Origin of the sequence: Mesorhizobium sp. M8A.F.Ca.ET.161.01.1.1 (assembly GCF_004792105.1) — a bacterium.
Taxonomy (GTDB): domain Bacteria; phylum Pseudomonadota; class Alphaproteobacteria; order Rhizobiales; family Rhizobiaceae; genus Mesorhizobium.
This window is the reverse complement of the sequence record NZ_SRTD01000007.1, coordinates 150,200-165,931: the sequence shown is the minus strand read 5'-3', so window position 1 is coordinate 165,931 and position 15,732 is coordinate 150,200. Positions and strand designations below refer to the sequence as shown.

Annotated in this window: 13 protein-coding genes; 7 read left to right on the top strand and 6 right to left on the bottom strand. The window is 62.9% G+C overall.

Annotated elements, in window-relative coordinates:
- Nucleotides 1-15: 15 nt before the first annotated feature.
- The 3 genes from EN804_RS19030 to EN804_RS19020 all read right to left on the bottom strand — a co-directional run bounded on the left by EN804_RS19030 (nucleotide 16) and on the right by EN804_RS19020 (nucleotide 5,106).
- Nucleotides 16-1,038: an aminopeptidase gene (locus tag EN804_RS19030; protein WP_135920956.1), complete on the bottom strand. Its 1,023-nt coding sequence runs from the start codon at nucleotides 1,036-1,038 to the stop codon at nucleotides 16-18.
- A gap of 236 nt (nucleotides 1,039-1,274) precedes the next feature.
- The gene (locus tag EN804_RS19025; RefSeq protein ID WP_135920754.1) at nucleotides 1,275-4,109 is read right to left on the bottom strand and encodes a hypothetical protein; all 2,835 of its coding nucleotides are present in this window, start codon (nucleotides 4,107-4,109) and stop codon (nucleotides 1,275-1,277) included.
- Nucleotides 4,102-5,106: an SIR2 family protein gene (locus EN804_RS19020; protein ID WP_189524537.1), complete on the bottom strand. Its 1,005-nt coding sequence runs from the start codon at nucleotides 5,104-5,106 to the stop codon at nucleotides 4,102-4,104. Before EN804_RS19020 ends, EN804_RS19025 begins: the two co-directional genes overlap by 8 nt.
- 505 nt (nucleotides 5,107-5,611) lie before the next feature.
- On the opposite strand from EN804_RS19020, the gene EN804_RS19015 reads away from it, so the two are divergent.
- Together EN804_RS19015 and EN804_RS19010 are read left to right on the top strand one after the other, a co-directional pair.
- Complete coding sequence (locus EN804_RS19015; protein WP_135882478.1) at nucleotides 5,612-6,370, top strand: SDR family oxidoreductase; 759 nt, start codon at nucleotides 5,612-5,614, stop codon at nucleotides 6,368-6,370.
- Complete coding sequence (locus tag EN804_RS19010) at nucleotides 6,367-7,296, top strand: sigma-70 family RNA polymerase sigma factor (protein ID WP_135920750.1); 930 nt, start codon at nucleotides 6,367-6,369, stop codon at nucleotides 7,294-7,296. Before EN804_RS19015 ends, EN804_RS19010 begins: the two co-directional genes overlap by 4 nt.
- Before the next feature lie 32 nt (nucleotides 7,297-7,328).
- On the opposite strand, the gene EN804_RS19005 is transcribed toward EN804_RS19010, so the two are convergent.
- Nucleotides 7,329-7,955: an FMN-binding negative transcriptional regulator gene (locus EN804_RS19005; RefSeq protein ID WP_135920748.1), complete on the bottom strand. Its 627-nt coding sequence runs from the start codon at nucleotides 7,953-7,955 to the stop codon at nucleotides 7,329-7,331.
- Between the two features lie 85 nt (nucleotides 7,956-8,040).
- On the opposite strand from EN804_RS19005, the gene EN804_RS19000 reads away from it, so the two are divergent.
- A complete protein-coding gene (locus tag EN804_RS19000) occupies nucleotides 8,041-9,453 on the top strand; it encodes a PLP-dependent aminotransferase family protein (RefSeq protein WP_246693450.1) in 1,413 nt (470 codons plus the stop codon).
- Nucleotides 9,454-9,455: 2 nt separating this feature from the next.
- Here EN804_RS19000 and EN804_RS18995 read toward each other — a convergent pair whose 3' ends face one another.
- Nucleotides 9,456-10,604 carry an amidohydrolase gene (locus EN804_RS18995; protein ID WP_135920746.1) on the bottom strand — a complete coding sequence of 383 codons (1,149 nt, stop codon included), beginning with the start codon at nucleotides 10,602-10,604 and terminating at the stop codon, nucleotides 9,456-9,458.
- 328 nt (nucleotides 10,605-10,932) lie between these two features.
- On the opposite strand from EN804_RS18995, the gene EN804_RS18990 reads away from it, so the two are divergent.
- From EN804_RS18990 to EN804_RS18975, 4 genes are read left to right on the top strand one after another with little or no spacing between them, the layout of a single operon-like run.
- On the top strand, nucleotides 10,933-11,793 hold the full coding sequence (locus tag EN804_RS18990) for a xanthine dehydrogenase family protein subunit M (RefSeq protein WP_135920744.1): 861 nt from the start codon (nucleotides 10,933-10,935) through the stop codon (nucleotides 11,791-11,793).
- A complete protein-coding gene (locus EN804_RS18985) occupies nucleotides 11,793-12,269 on the top strand; it encodes a (2Fe-2S)-binding protein (protein WP_127277000.1) in 477 nt (158 codons plus the stop codon). Before EN804_RS18990 ends, EN804_RS18985 begins: the two co-directional genes overlap by 1 nt.
- Nucleotide 12,270: 1 nt before the next feature.
- Entirely contained in the window at nucleotides 12,271-14,535 is a 2,265-nt protein-coding gene (locus tag EN804_RS18980; protein WP_127276998.1) for a xanthine dehydrogenase family protein molybdopterin-binding subunit, read from the top strand.
- A 19-nt stretch (nucleotides 14,536-14,554) separates the two neighbouring features.
- Nucleotides 14,555-14,800, top strand: coding sequence for a MoaD/ThiS family protein (locus EN804_RS18975; RefSeq protein WP_135920742.1), 246 nt, complete (start codon nucleotides 14,555-14,557; stop codon nucleotides 14,798-14,800).
- Between the two features lie 36 nt (nucleotides 14,801-14,836).
- Here the strand turns inward: EN804_RS18975 and EN804_RS18970 are convergent, their stop codons facing one another.
- Nucleotides 14,837-15,661 (bottom strand): competence protein CoiA family protein, encoded by an 825-nt coding sequence (locus tag EN804_RS18970; protein ID WP_127280617.1) that lies wholly within the window; start codon nucleotides 15,659-15,661, stop codon nucleotides 14,837-14,839.
- Nucleotides 15,662-15,732: the final 71 nt, after the last annotated feature.

The following is a 15,732-nucleotide window of genomic DNA, read 5'->3' as shown; positions in this document are numbered from 1 at the left end:
GTTCGCTTATTAAAATCAATCACACGTGGCGGCGGCCTCAAGCGCTTCGGCGCGGGCAGGTTGGCGCAAATCCGCGATCCGTCGAACGGATGCGTAAAACCTCGGATAATCGCCGGAGCAGAGGTTGAACAGGCGAATGAACGCCGGAACCTGTTCGCCGTAGACGGCAGTCGCGGCGAGCTTTGCGTTGTTGATCGGGGCATCGAACCAGGCGTCGTATCCCCGGTATCCGGCCCAGCGTCTGTCGCGCGTTTGCCGGTAGCGCATCCGCAGCCTGTCGAGCGTGGCTGCCTTTTCAGCCGCCATCTCCTCGGGGCTACGGGAGCTTTGATAGACCTGCCTCAACTCGTCGCGGGTTTTTGACACCAGTGCGAGAAAGTCGGCGCTGCGCCTGCGATCGGCTTCGTAGCGGCGCAAGCCGGCGCGGTCGCCGGCCGCGCGGAGCCATTTTCTTGTCCCGGTGGTTTCGACGGCAACCGCGAAAGCCTCGTTGAATGCGGAATCGCCATTCACATAGAGCCGCTGATGCGCCAATTCATGAAAGATGAGGCTGGCGAGATAAGTGTCGTCCTGACGCAGCATGGTGCTGAGCAGCGGGTCACTGGACCAGCCAAGCGTGGAATAGGCGGTGACGCCGGAGACATAGACGTCCAGCCCCCGTTCATGAAGTGCGGCAGCGCTTTCCGTCGCGGATTTCCGGTCGAAGTAACCCCGGTAGGGAACGCATCCGAAAACCGGAAAGCACCATGTTGTTGGCGTCAGCGAAAATTGCGGGGCGGCGAAAACGGCCCAGGTCACGGCATCCCGGTGGATGTCGACATAGCTGCGGTAGCTGCTGTTTTCGGGCAGTGCCAGTTCGTCCGTGGCGAACCGCCTGATCGCGCTCGCCGACGTCAACCTGGTGCGCAAGGCCGCAGGGGTAGAAGGGGCCTGGATCAGTTTTCCGACGTCTTCGCGCGCGGCCATGATCCGCACATGACCCTCCAGCGATTGCGCGTAATAGGAAATGCTGGTGCAGCCGCTGACTGCGGACGCCATGACCACCGCGGCAAACAATCGAAAAACGCGCTTCACTTCTTCCCCGCCGCTTCGTCCCTTGCCCATGGAGCATATGTCTCGCGGACCGTCCACTGGGCATGCCCTTGAAGCTGCCGGTTCGCCGCCGGCCTCAGGCCATGTGGCTGCCATGCGGCTCATCGCGGTCGTTCAAAGTGGGCGAGGGAATTCCCGAAAGCGGACAACTCCGCCTAATGCCGTTTTGTTAAGGGAGACCGCTAAGTTGACGGGGCGGTTGGCGCTTCCGCCAATATTTTTTTGTATAATTCGAGCATGCCAGGCAGTGTCTTCCGAAGCTTTTCTATGCAGCGAAGAACTGCGGCTCGGTGCCCTGCGTCGGCAAGTTTGCGAAGCAAGGTTTTCAATTTGTCGTCCATATCATAGTCGGGAGTGCTGACCTCGAACATCCGTTCCAAGAGCTCCATGGTCGCCGCCAAATTGGTGTCAGACAATCTCGCGAGCTGCTCCACCATCTGGTCCGACGAATAATCGGTGTGAACGAACGGGACGACGCCGAACAAAAGCGCCTTTGTGCGCTCGTTAATATCTCCGATAGACGGCGCCAGCCGGCCCAGTCTCGAAAGTAGGTGCTCAGGCGGTTCGGTCTGGCCTTTTGCCCAAGCTAAGCACTTCTCCCAAAAGGCCAACACACCTTCGATTTGCTCCGGCGTCAACTCGTTCCCCTGAACTCTCCAGAAAAACTCTGCGGCATCAGAGAGATCAGAAGTGCCACCCGCAAAGATGGCTACCATCAGGGGCGACGTTAAAGTTTCGTCGCCCCAAAGATATGCGAGGCAGATCCATTCAATGATGCGTTCTCGGCTGTGAGAGTCTTCCAAGTTCGAGTTCATGCCCGCCTCGAGTATACCGTTCGAGGATAGCAGTTGATAAATCGGGTGTGTCGGCGTGGCGTAGGCCAAGCCCCCAAACGCCGCCTTGAGATTGGCGGGATAAGCCTTGTTGAAAAGCCCGTTGATGTTTGCGACCAGCCAGTCATGGCTCATGTAATCGATGTTGGCGATGTAGGACGCCGACAGGGTTGTGAAATCGAAGTTCGCATCCCTGCACTTGCCTAGTTCCTGATCAAAAACCGGCACCAGGGTTGCCCACGCTTCTTCCACCGGCTGGCCTGCCTGCTGGGCGACGCGACAAACACGCAGGGCGTGGTTGTACATTGCTCCGATTGCTCGGCCCCTTTGGGTGTTGAGCGCGTGTGACATCGGGTCCGACAGGCTTGCGCTGGTATCTTTGGTGCGGGCGAGGAGTAGTTTGATTAACTCCCAGCCTCTCGGCAGCAAATCGACTGGGTAGGCCGTTTCGTCCGTCTTGGTGCCCGCCTCAAGCAAATCGGCGATCAGTGAGGCCATCCATGAGCGTGTCGGGAGCAGGTCCCTGTTCTGCTCCGCCTCCGGTTCCCAAAATTGCTCGGCCGCCAGGCATTCTTCGAAAAAAGTCATGAGCTTGGGCCAAGCCATTCGCCAGTCGAACGTAGTATCGGTTGGGGTAGAAGCCTCAAACACGCGCTTAAACCCCGAAATTAATGCGTGCTGATAAGAAACCTTCGCCTGATGAAAGTTAGCCAGAAGAGGCAGAAATGTATTTGGGGCGGTAGCGACGGCATTTTCCAACGCGGCGACCAGACCTCCGACGGTGGGGCCTTTCCAGCTATCCCTGCCCTCGAAGTCATTTAGGCGATCCACAATGCTGCCATCTTCGGCAAAAGCCATCAATGAGTCTTCACCAAAAGGCGTTGGACCGGGGCCACTTCTAACTTCGTGATAGCTCAAAAAATCCGGATGATCCGAAGGCGACCCAAGTTCGGGGTCCGCCGACAATTCTGCGAACCATACGGCCGCCTCGGGTTGGGTCTTTATGGCGGTCAGCCACTCCCGCTGTGTGTATTTGAGCCGACGATCGCGATCTTCACCGCTTCTTGGAACCGGCAGCGCGCGCAGTGCGGAAATCACCTTTGCTTTTGCTGATTCGGATAGACCTGCGAACTTCTCGGACAGAAGTTGATAGAGCTCGTGACGGCACTCCGAGCTGAATAGCTTTACGTTGATCGCCTCTTCGAATACATCGCGAAGCAGCTCGAAATGTTCCGTAACCGCATGAATAGCGATGCGTTTAATTATTCCGCTTTCATCGCTGAGAGTGGCTTTGACATAGTTTACGGCATTGTTCGGGCTCGCTTCCAGCCAACCACTTAAGGCGTTTCGCATACCTTCGACATAGCGATTCTCCGGACCTCTAAAGCTTGCGTTTTGCGAATTAGTCTCGACCGCGGGTCGCCATAGTGAACTTCCAAAGTTCCGGCGGGGGTCTGAGAATATTATGCGCAGGCCGTTTTCAAATATTTTGACAGCCTGAAGCCCGCCCTGAACTCCCAGTGTCTTGGCGTGGGAGTCGACAATTGCTTTTAGCCAGTAGTCGTCAATCTCGGTGACGAGCCCTTTTCCGCTTGGATCATCTTCCGCTAACCACCGAAAGGCCATGCATACGCTCATCAGATGGCATGCTCGTTCCACGTTTTCCTGAGTGGGGACTGCTAGCAGCTTCTTGAGTAATCCATCCCCGAGGGCTTTGCCGACACCTCCGCGATCGTATCGGCTTGTAAGCCAGGCAGGAATGAGATCGATGTCGGCAAGCGTGACAACGCCTATCGGAAGGTAACCCAGGATCTCCGCGAACTTGCGGTAGGTATGGTAGTTATCGCGGGCGGAGCCATCGATGTCCCGGAAGTTGGATACCTCCCGTACGACGTTCATCACCTTTTCGGCCAATGCGTGGTCATTCAATTCATCAGCGCGCTTAGCTACCACCTCCAGATAGTTGAGCGCGGACCAGAACGGAATCTGCACAAATCCCTCGCGATTAGAGGGTACAGGACCTGAGTTTTGCGTTGGATCAAAAAAGCCTGCTGCGCTCAAAGGATTAAAATATTGCTCCGGCGTTGACCGTTTTGTGAGGAGCTCAAACCCATGCCGAGCAAATTCCTCGCCTTCGCGCATAGTCTCGAAAAATGACTCAAGTTTGGAGGGTAAGTTAGTCAAGAAGTGCCTCCATCTCGGCTTGTTTCTGGAGGTTCAAAGGCGACCTTGCCGGCATGGCTTCCGAAAAATGCTCCAGCACATCGATGAGCTGATGCCAGTCTTTCTTGTCGCGTTGAAAAGGCAGGAGCTGAATGTCGAACTGCTGATAATACGACGAGAGGCTGCGCATTAACTCCATTTGATGCGAGAAGAAACCTTGCAGCATGAAGTGCCTTGCCTCGGGTTTGCCCTCTGGTGATGGAACGCGCGCCTTCTGAATCACGTATTCGAGAATTTCGAGATCCTCCAAACCGTACCCTACGAATAGCACCGTCTTGGTGGAAAACAGGTGGCTCAGGAAAGTCAGCGTACGGTTCTCAAGTTCGGGATCATCATCGGCGCGGTCGTTTGCGTAGCGAGTGATATAATCTCTCGTGGTCACGACCATGCCCTTGGGGTCTACTAACGATCCGTGCAGATGAAAAACTGTTCGAGGCTGGTTGAGGTTCGCCGGAGTAAATTCGTTAACACGGTAGATTGCCCGGCGCTTCGTAGGTCTGGCAGCCGTCGTGGTTTGAACTTTATCAACCGGGCTAGTTGAAATTTTGACATCCGGGATATCGATGTCGAGCCACGCGTCATAATTCGTTGTGACAAAGGTTTCGCCCAACTTGCTGAGTGAACGATAGACCCGGTGACCTAATTCATTGTTATCGTAGCCTACCGCAGGATTGATCAGATTGTCGTAGTTGATCTTAAATTGGTGTTCTGCCTCCAGTCCTCGGGCAATCGAAAGTTTTATTCTTGGAGACAGATGTTCGATTTGTGCCAATTGAGCATAAGAGAACTTGTTGGCCGCAATGCATTGAGTCAGTGCGCCATCAGCGAGTTTTACCCAGGACGGACAGCCAGTGAGCACGGACGCGCCGGCGCCAATAAATGGGATTAGCACGCCACGCGCCGCAGCTTCCTTAAGGCCTGGAGGTATGGCCGGTATTGGCAAAATGCTGTCAGACACTGAGGAGACTCTTTGAAACCTGTTTGCATAATCGTCCAGCCGATTCCTCCTGGCAAGAATTCGAGCCCATTTTGGCCTTTCAAAGGGCGGCGGAAGCTTTCAATCAAGCTTTCACCGGAAAAACGCAGCTGTTTATTGGAAACTCTAACGACTTTAACTTGATGCTATCGACGTCGGGATCGGGGTTTAAAAGTCACTTGGCGGGCCGCCTCTTGGAATCCGTGTCGGGGTGGTGATGGTGGCCGTCATCACCCTGAAACCCCGCTCCTGTTACCGCATTCGCAAGATCGCGCGATAGATCGGTGAGCGTCCTCACCGCGCCTTCCCGCTGGAACTCGCTCGGAACGGCAACAAAGCTGGAAGCTGGCCCAAAACCTGCCAGTCCACTCACGGCCCCATATTGGCGGCGTCACGTCTGGACGCCATCACCAAATCTCGCGCACCGCTGACTCTTTTCCCGATCCTCAAACGTCTTAGCTACAGTGAAACACTGGAGCAGGGTCCAATGAGTCTCAAGGACAAGAAAATCGTGGTCACCGGCGGCAGCCGGGGGCTTGGCCTCGGTCTGGTCGAAGCGCTGGTCGGGCAGGGCGCCGAGGTGACTGTTGTCGCGCGGGGCGCCGAGGCGCTGGAAGCGGTTGGTGCGCGGCTTGGGGTCGCCACCATTGCGGCCGATGTCACGGACGAGGATGCGGCCTATCGCATTCTGGGCGAGGTGCGCCCAGACATAGTGGTGCTCAACGCCGGTGCGACGCCGCGCATGGGGCGGCTGGACCAGTTGAAGTGGGAAGATTTCTCCGTCGCCTGGGAAACCGACGTCAAGGCCGGGCTCTACTGGCTGCAGGCGGCGCTGAACTTGCCGCTCAAGCCGGGCAGCCGGGTGCTGGTCGGGTCGAGCGGCGCCGCCGTCACCGGATCGCAGATGTCGGGCGGTTATGGTGGGTCCAAGCGGATGTTGTGGTTCATGGCCAAATACGCCAATGGCGTGGCGCAAGAGAAAGACCTCGGCATACGCTTCCAGGCGATCCTGCCCCGCCAGATAATCCTCGGCACCGGGATCGGCGATGCGGCCGCCGGCGCCTATGCCGGCTCGATCGGCATCACGCCGGAACAATTCGTCGCCCGCTTCGGCGCGCCGATGCCGCCCCGGGCGTTCGGCGACAGGGTCGTCTCGCTGCTGGAGGACCCGGCCTATGCCGAGGGCGTCGTCTTCGGCCTCAGCGGCGACGCGGGCGTGACGATCATGGAGGGCGCTGGTCCTTGAGCGACGAAAAATCAGCCGTGGAGCGCGACCGGCGGGAGGGGCTGCTTGCCCTTGCCGCCGCGCTGCGGCCGGAGCTGCACCGCTACTGTTCGCGGCTGATGGGATCGGTCATCGACGGCGAGGATGTCGTGCAGGACACGTTCGCGCGGGCCTTCGTGGCGCTCGACGAGTTGTGCGAGGTGCCGCAGCTGAGGCCCTGGCTGTTCCGGATCGCCCACAACCGCGCGCTGGACCTGCTGCGCAGCCGCGCGATCCGCGTGGCCGAGCCGATCGAGGCGGCGCTCGAAATTGCCGACGCGGCTGACCCGGTGGAGATGCTGATGCGCAGGCAAGCCGTGCAAACCGCCGTGTCGCGCTTCGCGGAGCTTCCGGTGCCGCAACGCAGCGTCGTCATCCTCAGGGATGTGCTGGGCGAGCCGCTGGCCGACATCGCCGCCCTGCTCGGCATCACGGTGGATGCGGTGAAGGGGCATCTGGCGCGCGGCCGCGCCCGGCTTCGGCAGATCAACGCGCAGGCCGATCCGCGTCCCGATGCGCGCATCGCCTCCGCCGCTATCGTGCGCTACGTCAACATGTTCAACCAGCGCGACTGGGACGGCTTGCGCGCACTGCTTGCCGACGATGTGAGGCTCCACCAGTCGATGCACCCGCCGCGCGCGGGCGCCGCCGACGTCGGCATGTTCTTCACGATCTACGCCAAGAGCGACGGCTTGTGGCTCAAGCCGGCATGGGTCGAGGGCCGCGAGGTGATCGCGGTGTTCGAAGACCGGACCGCGGCGAAGCCGAATCACTTCATGTGGCTGGAATGGCGCGAAGGCCGGATCAGCTTCATTCGCGACTACCGCTACGTCCGCTACATCCTCGACGACGCGGACCTGATGCTGGCAAGGGAAGCCGGAGCTTACCGTGGTGGCGGCGGGCGCTGATAGGAGACAACAGGTCGCGAGGCGTCGTGCCTTCACGACGGGATGAGGGTGGAGACCTCGCGGTCGGACGGCCGTTCGCTGGCGGCCAGCCCGGCGGCGACGCCGGCGCGGTCGGCGGCATTGCGGTTCTGGCTCATCTTGCGCTTGCCTTCGAGCCTCACGACCGGCATGCGCAGGCCGACAATGCCGCGAAGCTGCGACTGGATGAAGTCGGGCGGCGCGTCCGACACCGCCCAGCGCGGCGCATCGCGCGCACCCTCATGCAGGTTGGTCAGCCGGGTGACGACCTCCAGCAGCCTGTCCGCATCGTCGAAGAACTCGACCGGCCCGTAGGCATGAACGGCCGCGTAGTTCCAGGTCGGAACGACCTTGCCGGTTTCCTGCTTGGTCGCGTACCAGGACGGCGTCACATAGGCGTCCGGCCCCATGAAGATGGCAAGCCCGTCGCCAATCGCGGGAACGCGCCACTGCGGGTTGGCCCTGGCCAGATGGCCATGGATCACGCCGTGCTCACCCTCCGTCTCGTCGAGAAAAAGCGGCAGGGGGGTGGCCAGCGGTCCGTCCGCCGTGGCGGTGACGAGATTTGCCAGCCGCGCGGTGCGGATCGTCGCCATCAGGCTGTCCCTGTCGTCGTCGCGGAAGGCGGGCGGGGTATACATGGTCGAACTCCTTGCGTTGCAGCCACAGATGCCAGACAATCTGGCCTGTTGGAATATCCAGTTTCGAAGAGTTGAGGTGGTCCAGTTGGACGGAGCCGCGCGCCGCATCATCGCGGCCATCAAGGAGCAGATCCACAGCGGCGCCTATCAGCCTGGCGACCGTCTGCCGTCGACCCGGGTCTTCGCCGCCGAATGGGGTGCGTCGCGCACGACGGTGACGGCGGCCTACAGCCAGCTCATCGCCGAGGGGTACCTGATCTCGCGGGCCGGGGCGCGCGCTGAAGTGGCCCAGGGGCTGGGGGCCACGGTGGCGCCCAAACCCGCTATGGCGGCCGCGCCCCGTCACCTCTCGGCCTTCGCGCAACGCCTGCTCGGCCTGCCGGTGCCAGCCCTGATGCAGCCGGCGCGGGTCGCGGATTTCCGCTATGGCGACCTGTCGGGCGCCGACTTTCCGGTGCTGGCCTGGCGGGGCGCGATGAACAGGGCCAGCGTGCGGCGCGGCGCGCGGCTGGCCTATGGCGATCCGCAGGGCTCGGCCGATCTGCGCGCCGCGCTGCAGGGCTATCTCTGGCGGGCGCGCGGCATCTCCTGCACGCCGGACCGGATCGTGATCGTCAACGGCTCGCAGCAAGGGCTCGATCTCTGCGCCCGGCTGCTGCTCGATACGGGCGACCGCTTCGTCATCGAAAACCCCGGCTATCTGCTTGCCCGCCAGGCCTTCGCGGCGGCGGGCGGTGTCGCCACGCCCATCGCCGTCGACGGCGACGGGCTGAGGACGGACGCGCTGCCGCCGGCGCGGCTCGCCTATGTGACGCCCTCGCACCAGTTTCCGCTCGGCGGCGTCCTGTCGGCGACGCGCCGGCGCGCGCTGCTGGCCTGGGCGGCCCGGGAAGGCGCCTATGTCATCGAGGACGACTACGACGGCGAATACCGCTACGACGTCGCTCCCATCCCGCCGCTGCGGACGCTGGACGCGGATATGGTCATCTATGCCGGCACGCTGTCCAAGACGCTGTCGCCGACGCTGCGGCTCGGCTATCTCGTCGTTCCCGCCGGCCTGCGCCAGGCGTTCAGCGCGGCCAAGCGCCTGACGGACCGGCACTCGCCGCTGCTGGAACAGGACGCGCTGGCCGATATGCTGGCCAGCGGCGCCTATGAGCGCCATGTGCGCGCCATCCGCAGGAAGAACGCCGAGCGAAGGGCGCTGCTGCTGCGGGCGCTGGCGGACAAGCTCGGCCAATCGGTCACCATCGAGGGCGCCGACACCGGGCTGCACCTGGTCATCTGGGTGAACGGCGTCGGCGCCGATCGCGTCGCTTCGATCGTCACGGCCGCGCAGGCCGCCGGGATCGGCCTCCATCCGGTGACGCCGCTCTACGACCCGGCTGGGCCACAGCCGGCCACGGCGGGGTTCATCCTCGGCTATGCGGGGCTCCACGTGGATGCCTTGCGGCAGGGCGTGGCGGTGCTGGCCACGGTGCTGGCCGGGTTCCGCTGAAATCAGCCGAGAAGGTTGCGTGCCGTGCGCATGAAGATCCTCGAGCCGATCGGGATCAGGTCGTCGGGAAAGTCATAGTCGGGATTGTGCAGGGCAGGGTGGCGTTCGCCGGCGCCGAGAAAGAACATCGCCGACGAAGCGCTGTGGCCGAACAGGCCGAAATCTTCCGAGGCGCGCATCGGCAGGGCTTCCTCGCCATGCGTGACGCTCTCTTCGTCGAGGGCGCGCCGCAGATGCTCGACCGCGTCGGGCGCGTTGACGCTGGCGACGAAGATCTCGTGATAGTCCCACCTGGCCGAGAGGCCGTGCCGGCCGGCAATCTCGGTGACCAGCGTTTCGGCGGCGGCGCAGAGGTCCGCCATGCGCTCGTCGCGGCGGGTGCGCAGCGTCGCCCAGACCTCGGCGTGGGCGGGCGCGATGCCGAACACGGCTTCGCCCATCCGCGCATGGGTGACGGTGACCATGGAGAAGTCGTCATCGGCGAAGGTGGCGCGGCCGAGCGCCGGCAGAGCCGGCATCAGCTCCGATATCGCCGGCATGGGCGAGGTGCCGGTCTCTGGCATGGAGGAGTGCGCGGTCTTGCCTTCCAGCACGATGCGCATGCCGCGCGAGGCGCAGTTGACCACGCCGGGCTTGAGCCTGACCTCGCCGAACGGCACGCCGGGCAGATTGTGCAGCGAGAAGGCGAAATCCGGCGCGATCTCGCCGAAGCGCGGATCGGCGACGACGCCGGCCGCGCCATTGCCGGTTTCCTCCGCCGGCTGGAACATCAGCACGACGCGGCCGCTGGCCGGTCGCTCGCGGCCGAACTGGCGGCCAAGGGCTGCCAGGATCGCGGTGTGTCCGTCATGGCCGCACATATGCGACTTGCCCGGCACTTGCGATGCATGCGGCACGCCCGACAGTTCCTCGATCGGCAACGCATCGAGTTCGGAACGAAACAGGACGGTCGGTCCGTTTTTGCCGCTGTCGTAGACGGCCGCGACGCCGTGCCCGCCCAGCCCGGTCAGCACCTTGTCCGGCCCGGTGTCGGCGAGGAAGGCGACGACCGCTTCAGCCGTCTTCTCCTCCTCGTTCGAGATTTCGGGCTGCCGGTGCAGCTTGCGCCGCCACTCGGTCAGTTCGACAATGTCGCGATTGGTCAGGGTCATGGTTTTCGCGCCTCCGCTGCATTCCCGTGCTAGCGATAAACGGCCGTGCCGGCCACGGTCCAACTTCCGGGCTTTGGCGGGCCAGAAACCTTCGCACCCGTTATTTCACGCGGTTGGGGCAGAGCGCCTTGAACGGGTCCAGCGTGTAGTCTTAACCGGAAGCTCCTCCCTTTGGCCGGGAGGATCGGCGCCCGACAAGGCGCGGTCAAGACCCGTTGCACCGGCGCATCTTGCCATCTGGCCCAATCGCCTTGGCCTACGAACCGGATGGTCATTATGAGACGATTGTTTATAACGGTCGCTGAAATCGCCATACCAAGGGGAGACGATGCGCTACATACGTCCGCTTTCAATCGAAGACGCCGTCGGCCAACTGGCCGGATCGGCCGGCCCGGCCGCCATCCTTGCCGGAGGCAGTGACCTCCTGGTGAGGATGAAGGGCGGCTTTGTCGAACCCGAACTGATCATCGACATCAAGTCCATCGCCGGCTTGCGCGACATCAGGGAAACCGCCGAGGGCTTCAGCATCGGTGCCGCCGTGCCTTGCGCCGTGCTGGGCGAGAACGCCGCGCTGAAGAAGGCGTGGCCAGGCGTCGTCGAGGCGGCGAAGCTGATCGGCTCCAAGCAGGTGCAGGGACGCTGCACCATCGTTGGCAATCTGTGCAACGCCTCGCCGGCGGCCGACAGCGTTCCGGCGCTGGTGGCGGCGGGCGCCAGGGCGGTGGTCGTCGGCCCGTCGGGCAAGCGCACCATTGCCGTCGAGACCGTGCCGACCGCGCCGGGCCGGACATCGCTCGCCAAGGGCGAGATCATCGAGGCGATCCTGCTCGGCAGCCAAGCGCCGCGCTCGGCCGACGCCTATCTCAGGTTCATTCCACGCACGGAGATGGACATCGCCGTGGTCAGCGCCGGCGTCAACCTGACGCTGGACGAGGCGGGCGTCGTGACGGCGGCCCGCGTGGCGATCGGCGCCGCGGCGCCGACGGTGCTTTTGGTGGAAGAAGGGGCCGAGGCCCTGATCGGCCGCAAGCTCGACGAGGCAGCGCTGGATCGGCTGGCCAAGGTCTGCGCCGGGGCCTGCCGCCCCATCGACGACAAGCGCGGCACAATCGAATTCAGACGCAAGGTTGCGGGCGTGCTGGCCGGGCGGGCCGCACAGACCGCCTATGCACGTGCAGGAGGCAAATGATGGCTGGCGTAGCGGTTTCAACCACGATCAACGGCGACACGATTGAATATCTCTGCCAGCCCGACGAGACGCTGCTCGACGTGTTGCGCGACCGGCTCGGGCTGACCGGCGCCAAGGAAGGCTGCGGCACGGGCGACTGCGGCGCCTGCAGCGTCATCCTCGACGACCGGCTGGTCTGTTCGTGCCTGGTGCTCGGCGCGGAAGCGGAAGGCCGCCGCATCGAGACGGTCGAGGGCATGGCGCATGGCGACAAGCTGCACCCGCTGCAGCAGAAGTTCCTGGAGCATGCGGCGCTGCAATGCGGCATCTGCACGCCCGGCTTCCTGATCGCGGCCAAGGACCTCTTGGCCAAGAACCCCGACCCGACCGAGGAGGAAATCCGCTTCGGCCTGGCCGGCAATCTCTGCCGCTGCACCGGCTATGACAAGATCGTGCGTGCCGTCCAGGACGCGGCAATCGTGATGAAGGGAGCCTGAGATGAATTTCGATCCGCGTTTTTCGGGGCGTAAATTCGCTTCCGTCGGCACGCGCCCGATCCGTCCCGACGGCGTCGACAAGGTGACCGGCCGCGCCCGCTACGGCGCCGACTTCAACATGGCCGGCCAGCTGGTCGGCCGCGTGCTGCGCAGCCCGCACGCGCATGCCAAGATCAGGAAGATCGACACCTCGAAGGCGGAAGCGCTTGCGGGCGTCAAGGCGGTGATCACGGCGAAAGACCTGCCCGATCTCACCGATGGCGATGCCGCCATGTACGACATCCTCGACAATTGCATGGCGCGCACCAAGGCGCTCTATGACGGCCATGCGGTGGCGGCTGTCGCGGCGATCGATGCCCACACCGCCAGGCAGGCGCTGAAGCTGATCGTGGTCGACTACGAGGTGCTGCCGCATGTCACGGACGTCGACGAGGCGATGCAGCACCACGCCCCGCTGATCAACGACACGGTCTTCACCGAGGGGCTGGAGGAAAAGCCGGTCAAGCCGTCCAACGTCACCAAGCGCAGCCAGTTCGGCCATGGCGACGTGCATCAGGGTTTCGGCCACGCCGACTTCATCGTCGAGCGCTCGTTCAAGACCGAGCAGACGCACCAGGGCTATATCGAGCCGCATGCCTGCGTGGCCAATGTCAGCTCCGACGGCACGGCGGACCTCTGGGTCTGCACGCAGGGGCATTTCGTCTACCGCCAGCACTGCGCGCAACTGCTCGGCATGGAAGCCTCGAAGCTGCGCGTCACCTCCTCCGAGATCGGCGGCGGCTTCGGCGGCAAGACCCATGTCTGGGCCGAGCCGGTGGCGCTCGCCCTGTCGCGCAAGGCAGGCCGCCCGGTGAAGCTGGTGATGACCCGCGACGAGGTGTTCCGCGCTTCGGGTCCGACCAGCGCCACCTCGATCGACGTCAAGATCGGCGCCCGCAAGGACGGCACCATCACGGCGGCGGAAGCCACGCTGCGCTATTCCGCCGGCCCCTATGCCGGTTCATGGGCCGAGATCGGCGCCATGACGGCGTTCGCCTGCTATAAGCTCGATAACGTCAAGACCGTCGGCTTCGAAGTGCTGGTCAACCGGCCCAAGACCGCCGCCTACCGCGCGCCCTCGGCGCCGATGGCGGCCTTCGCGGTGGAAAGCGCGGTCGACGAGCTCGCCAAGGAGCTCGGCATGGATCCGGTCGAGTTCCGCATCAAAAACGCCGCCCAGGAAGGCACGCGCTCGTCCTACGGCCCGGTCTATGGCCCGATCGGCATCGGCCCGACGCTGGAAGCGGTGAAGGCCCATGCGCACATGAAGGCGCCGCTGAAGAAGAACCAGGGGCGCGGCATGGCCTGCGGCTTCTGGTTCAATTTCGGCGGCCAGACCTGCGTCGACCTGAACATCGGCATGGACGGCTCAGTGTCGCTCGCTGTCGGTACCGTCGATGTCGGTGGTTCCCGCGCCTCGCTGTCGCTGGTGGCGGCGGAGGAACTGGGCATCGACTATGCCCAGCTCAAGGCGGTGGTCGCCGACACGTCGAGCCTCGGCTACAACGACATGACCGACGGCAGCCGCGGCACCTTCTCGTCCTCGATGGCGACCATCTCGGCCGCCCGCAACGCGATCAAGATCCTGCGCGATCGCGCCGCGCAGATGTGGGATATCTCCGTCGACGACGTCGTCTGGGAGCAGGGCCACGCGGTCGCCAAGGGCGAGAAGCACGGCAATCTCGGCAGACTGTCGCTGAAGGAGATCGCGGCCAAGTCGGGCACCACAGGCGGGCCGATCGCCGGCCATAGCGAGCTTGTCGCCGACGGCGCCGGCGTCTCCTTCGCCACACATATATGCGACGTCGAGGTCGACCCCGAGACGGGCGCGACCAGGGTGATCCGCTACACGGTGGTGCAGGATGCCGGCAAGGCGGTGCACCCGACCTATGTCGAGGGCCAGTACCAGGGCGGTGCGGCGCAAGGCATCGGCTGGGCGCTCAACGAGGAGTATATTTACGGCAAGGACGGCCGGCTGCAGAACGCCGGCTTCCTCGACTACCGCATCCCGGTGTGCTCCGACCTGCCGATGATCGACACGCAGATCCTGGAAATCCCCAACCCCAACCACCCCTATGGCGTGCGCGGCGTCGGCGAAACCTCGATCGTACCGCCGCTGGCGGCGATCGCCAACGCGGTGTCGAACGCCGCCGGCGTGCGCATGACCCATATTCCGATGTCGCCGCCACGCATCCTGGCGGCGATCGAGGCGGAACGGGAAGGCTAGGACGAGGCTCCGGCGCGCGATGGTCGAAGTCACGCTCTGGGGCGCGCTCAGCCAGCTCGCCGGCGGGAAGAGCAAGGTCGAGGTCGAGGCCAAGGATATCAGGGAACTGTTCAGGAAACTGGCTGAACAGTATCCCGGGCTCGAGCCTTGGATCGATCGCGGCATTGCGGTCGCGATCGACGGGGTGATTTATCGGGATACCTGGGGGAAGAAGCTGCCGGAGGGGGCGGAGATATTTTTGCTGCCGCGGTTGGCTGGGGGGTAAACAACTAGGACTTCCCACTTCCTGTGCGCCTGGTGGCTAGAAACGTGGTCGCCGACGAAAGTTGCGGAACGATCTAGACCTCCGCCTGCGGTACTGTGGGCGGTCATAAATTGAGGACCGAGCTTCACGTTCAGCAATTTCTCGCTCGCGCCTTAGCGTGGCAGCAACCGTTTGCATCACTGCCCGAACTGGGATGATCCAGGTCCACTTCAGCGCGGCTTTCACAAAGGTGACTGGCGAAACCGCAACGACGACAGCGCATCCTTCAGCGCGTCCCGGCAAAAGGCACCAGAGCAGCTCGGTCTTTGCTGTTGATGTATCAGTGGACGTAACGGTGTGCTCAAAATCAAAGAAGACGGGCACGCCGCAACTGAGCCATCCGGAGGGGAAGCAATTTTTCGGATCAGCGACGGTGAAAACACCGTTCATGTGTGTGGATCTGAACAGCCGGCGCCCGCCAAGAAATCGGGGATGGTCGCCTTTTAGGCGCGTACCGTCCACGACCCAAACCATACTCTGGTAGAAACCTTCGCGCGCCACCTTCTCTTGCAAAGGCAGGTGCGAATGCTGAAACTCAATTACCAGGCTATTTTCGGTCATCACGTCTGCGACGTGCTTCTCACCCCTCTCATCATGCCGGATGATTTCCTGCCACTCGGAGGGAAACTGATTTTTCCAGCTTAGGTGCCAAAGGGTTTCCGGCTCCCACCAAGGGTCGCAGTTCCGATTGCCGCAATGTGCCCAATGCCAAACTCGTTGCGTTCCGCACTTTGCGACCATCCGCTGCGAGCAGCACGGGCAACTGCCTGCCAACGCGGGCCTAGCCTCGCTTCGTTCGCTATTCACCAATGCAAACCGCATGACTCCCTCCGTAGGTGTGCGCACCACGGCGCGCAGACGCTGGTTTCGTTCGAGGAGTGTTCGGCAGCATA

Coding starts and splice junctions, on each gene's coding strand:
- EN804_RS18975 (WP_135920742.1), top strand. CDS start 14,555: ATGGTCGAAGTCACGCTCTGGGGCGCGCTCAGCCAGCTCGCCGGCGGG.
- EN804_RS18995 (WP_135920746.1), bottom strand. CDS start 10,604: ATGACCCTGACCAATCGCGACATTGTCGAACTGACCGAGTGGCGGCGC.
- EN804_RS19005 (WP_135920748.1), bottom strand. CDS start 7,955: ATGTATACCCCGCCCGCCTTCCGCGACGACGACAGGGACAGCCTGATG.
- EN804_RS18990 (WP_135920744.1), top strand. CDS start 10,933: ATGCGCTACATACGTCCGCTTTCAATCGAAGACGCCGTCGGCCAACTG.
- EN804_RS19030 (WP_135920956.1), bottom strand. CDS start 1,038: ATGGCGTCCGCAGTCAGCGGCTGCACCAGCATTTCCTATTACGCGCAA.
- EN804_RS18980 (WP_127276998.1), top strand. CDS start 12,271: ATGAATTTCGATCCGCGTTTTTCGGGGCGTAAATTCGCTTCCGTCGGC.
- EN804_RS18970 (WP_127280617.1), bottom strand. CDS start 15,661: ATGCGGTTTGCATTGGTGAATAGCGAACGAAGCGAGGCTAGGCCCGCG.
- EN804_RS19015 (WP_135882478.1), top strand. CDS start 5,612: ATGAGTCTCAAGGACAAGAAAATCGTGGTCACCGGCGGCAGCCGGGGG.
- EN804_RS18985 (WP_127277000.1), top strand. CDS start 11,793: ATGGCTGGCGTAGCGGTTTCAACCACGATCAACGGCGACACGATTGAA.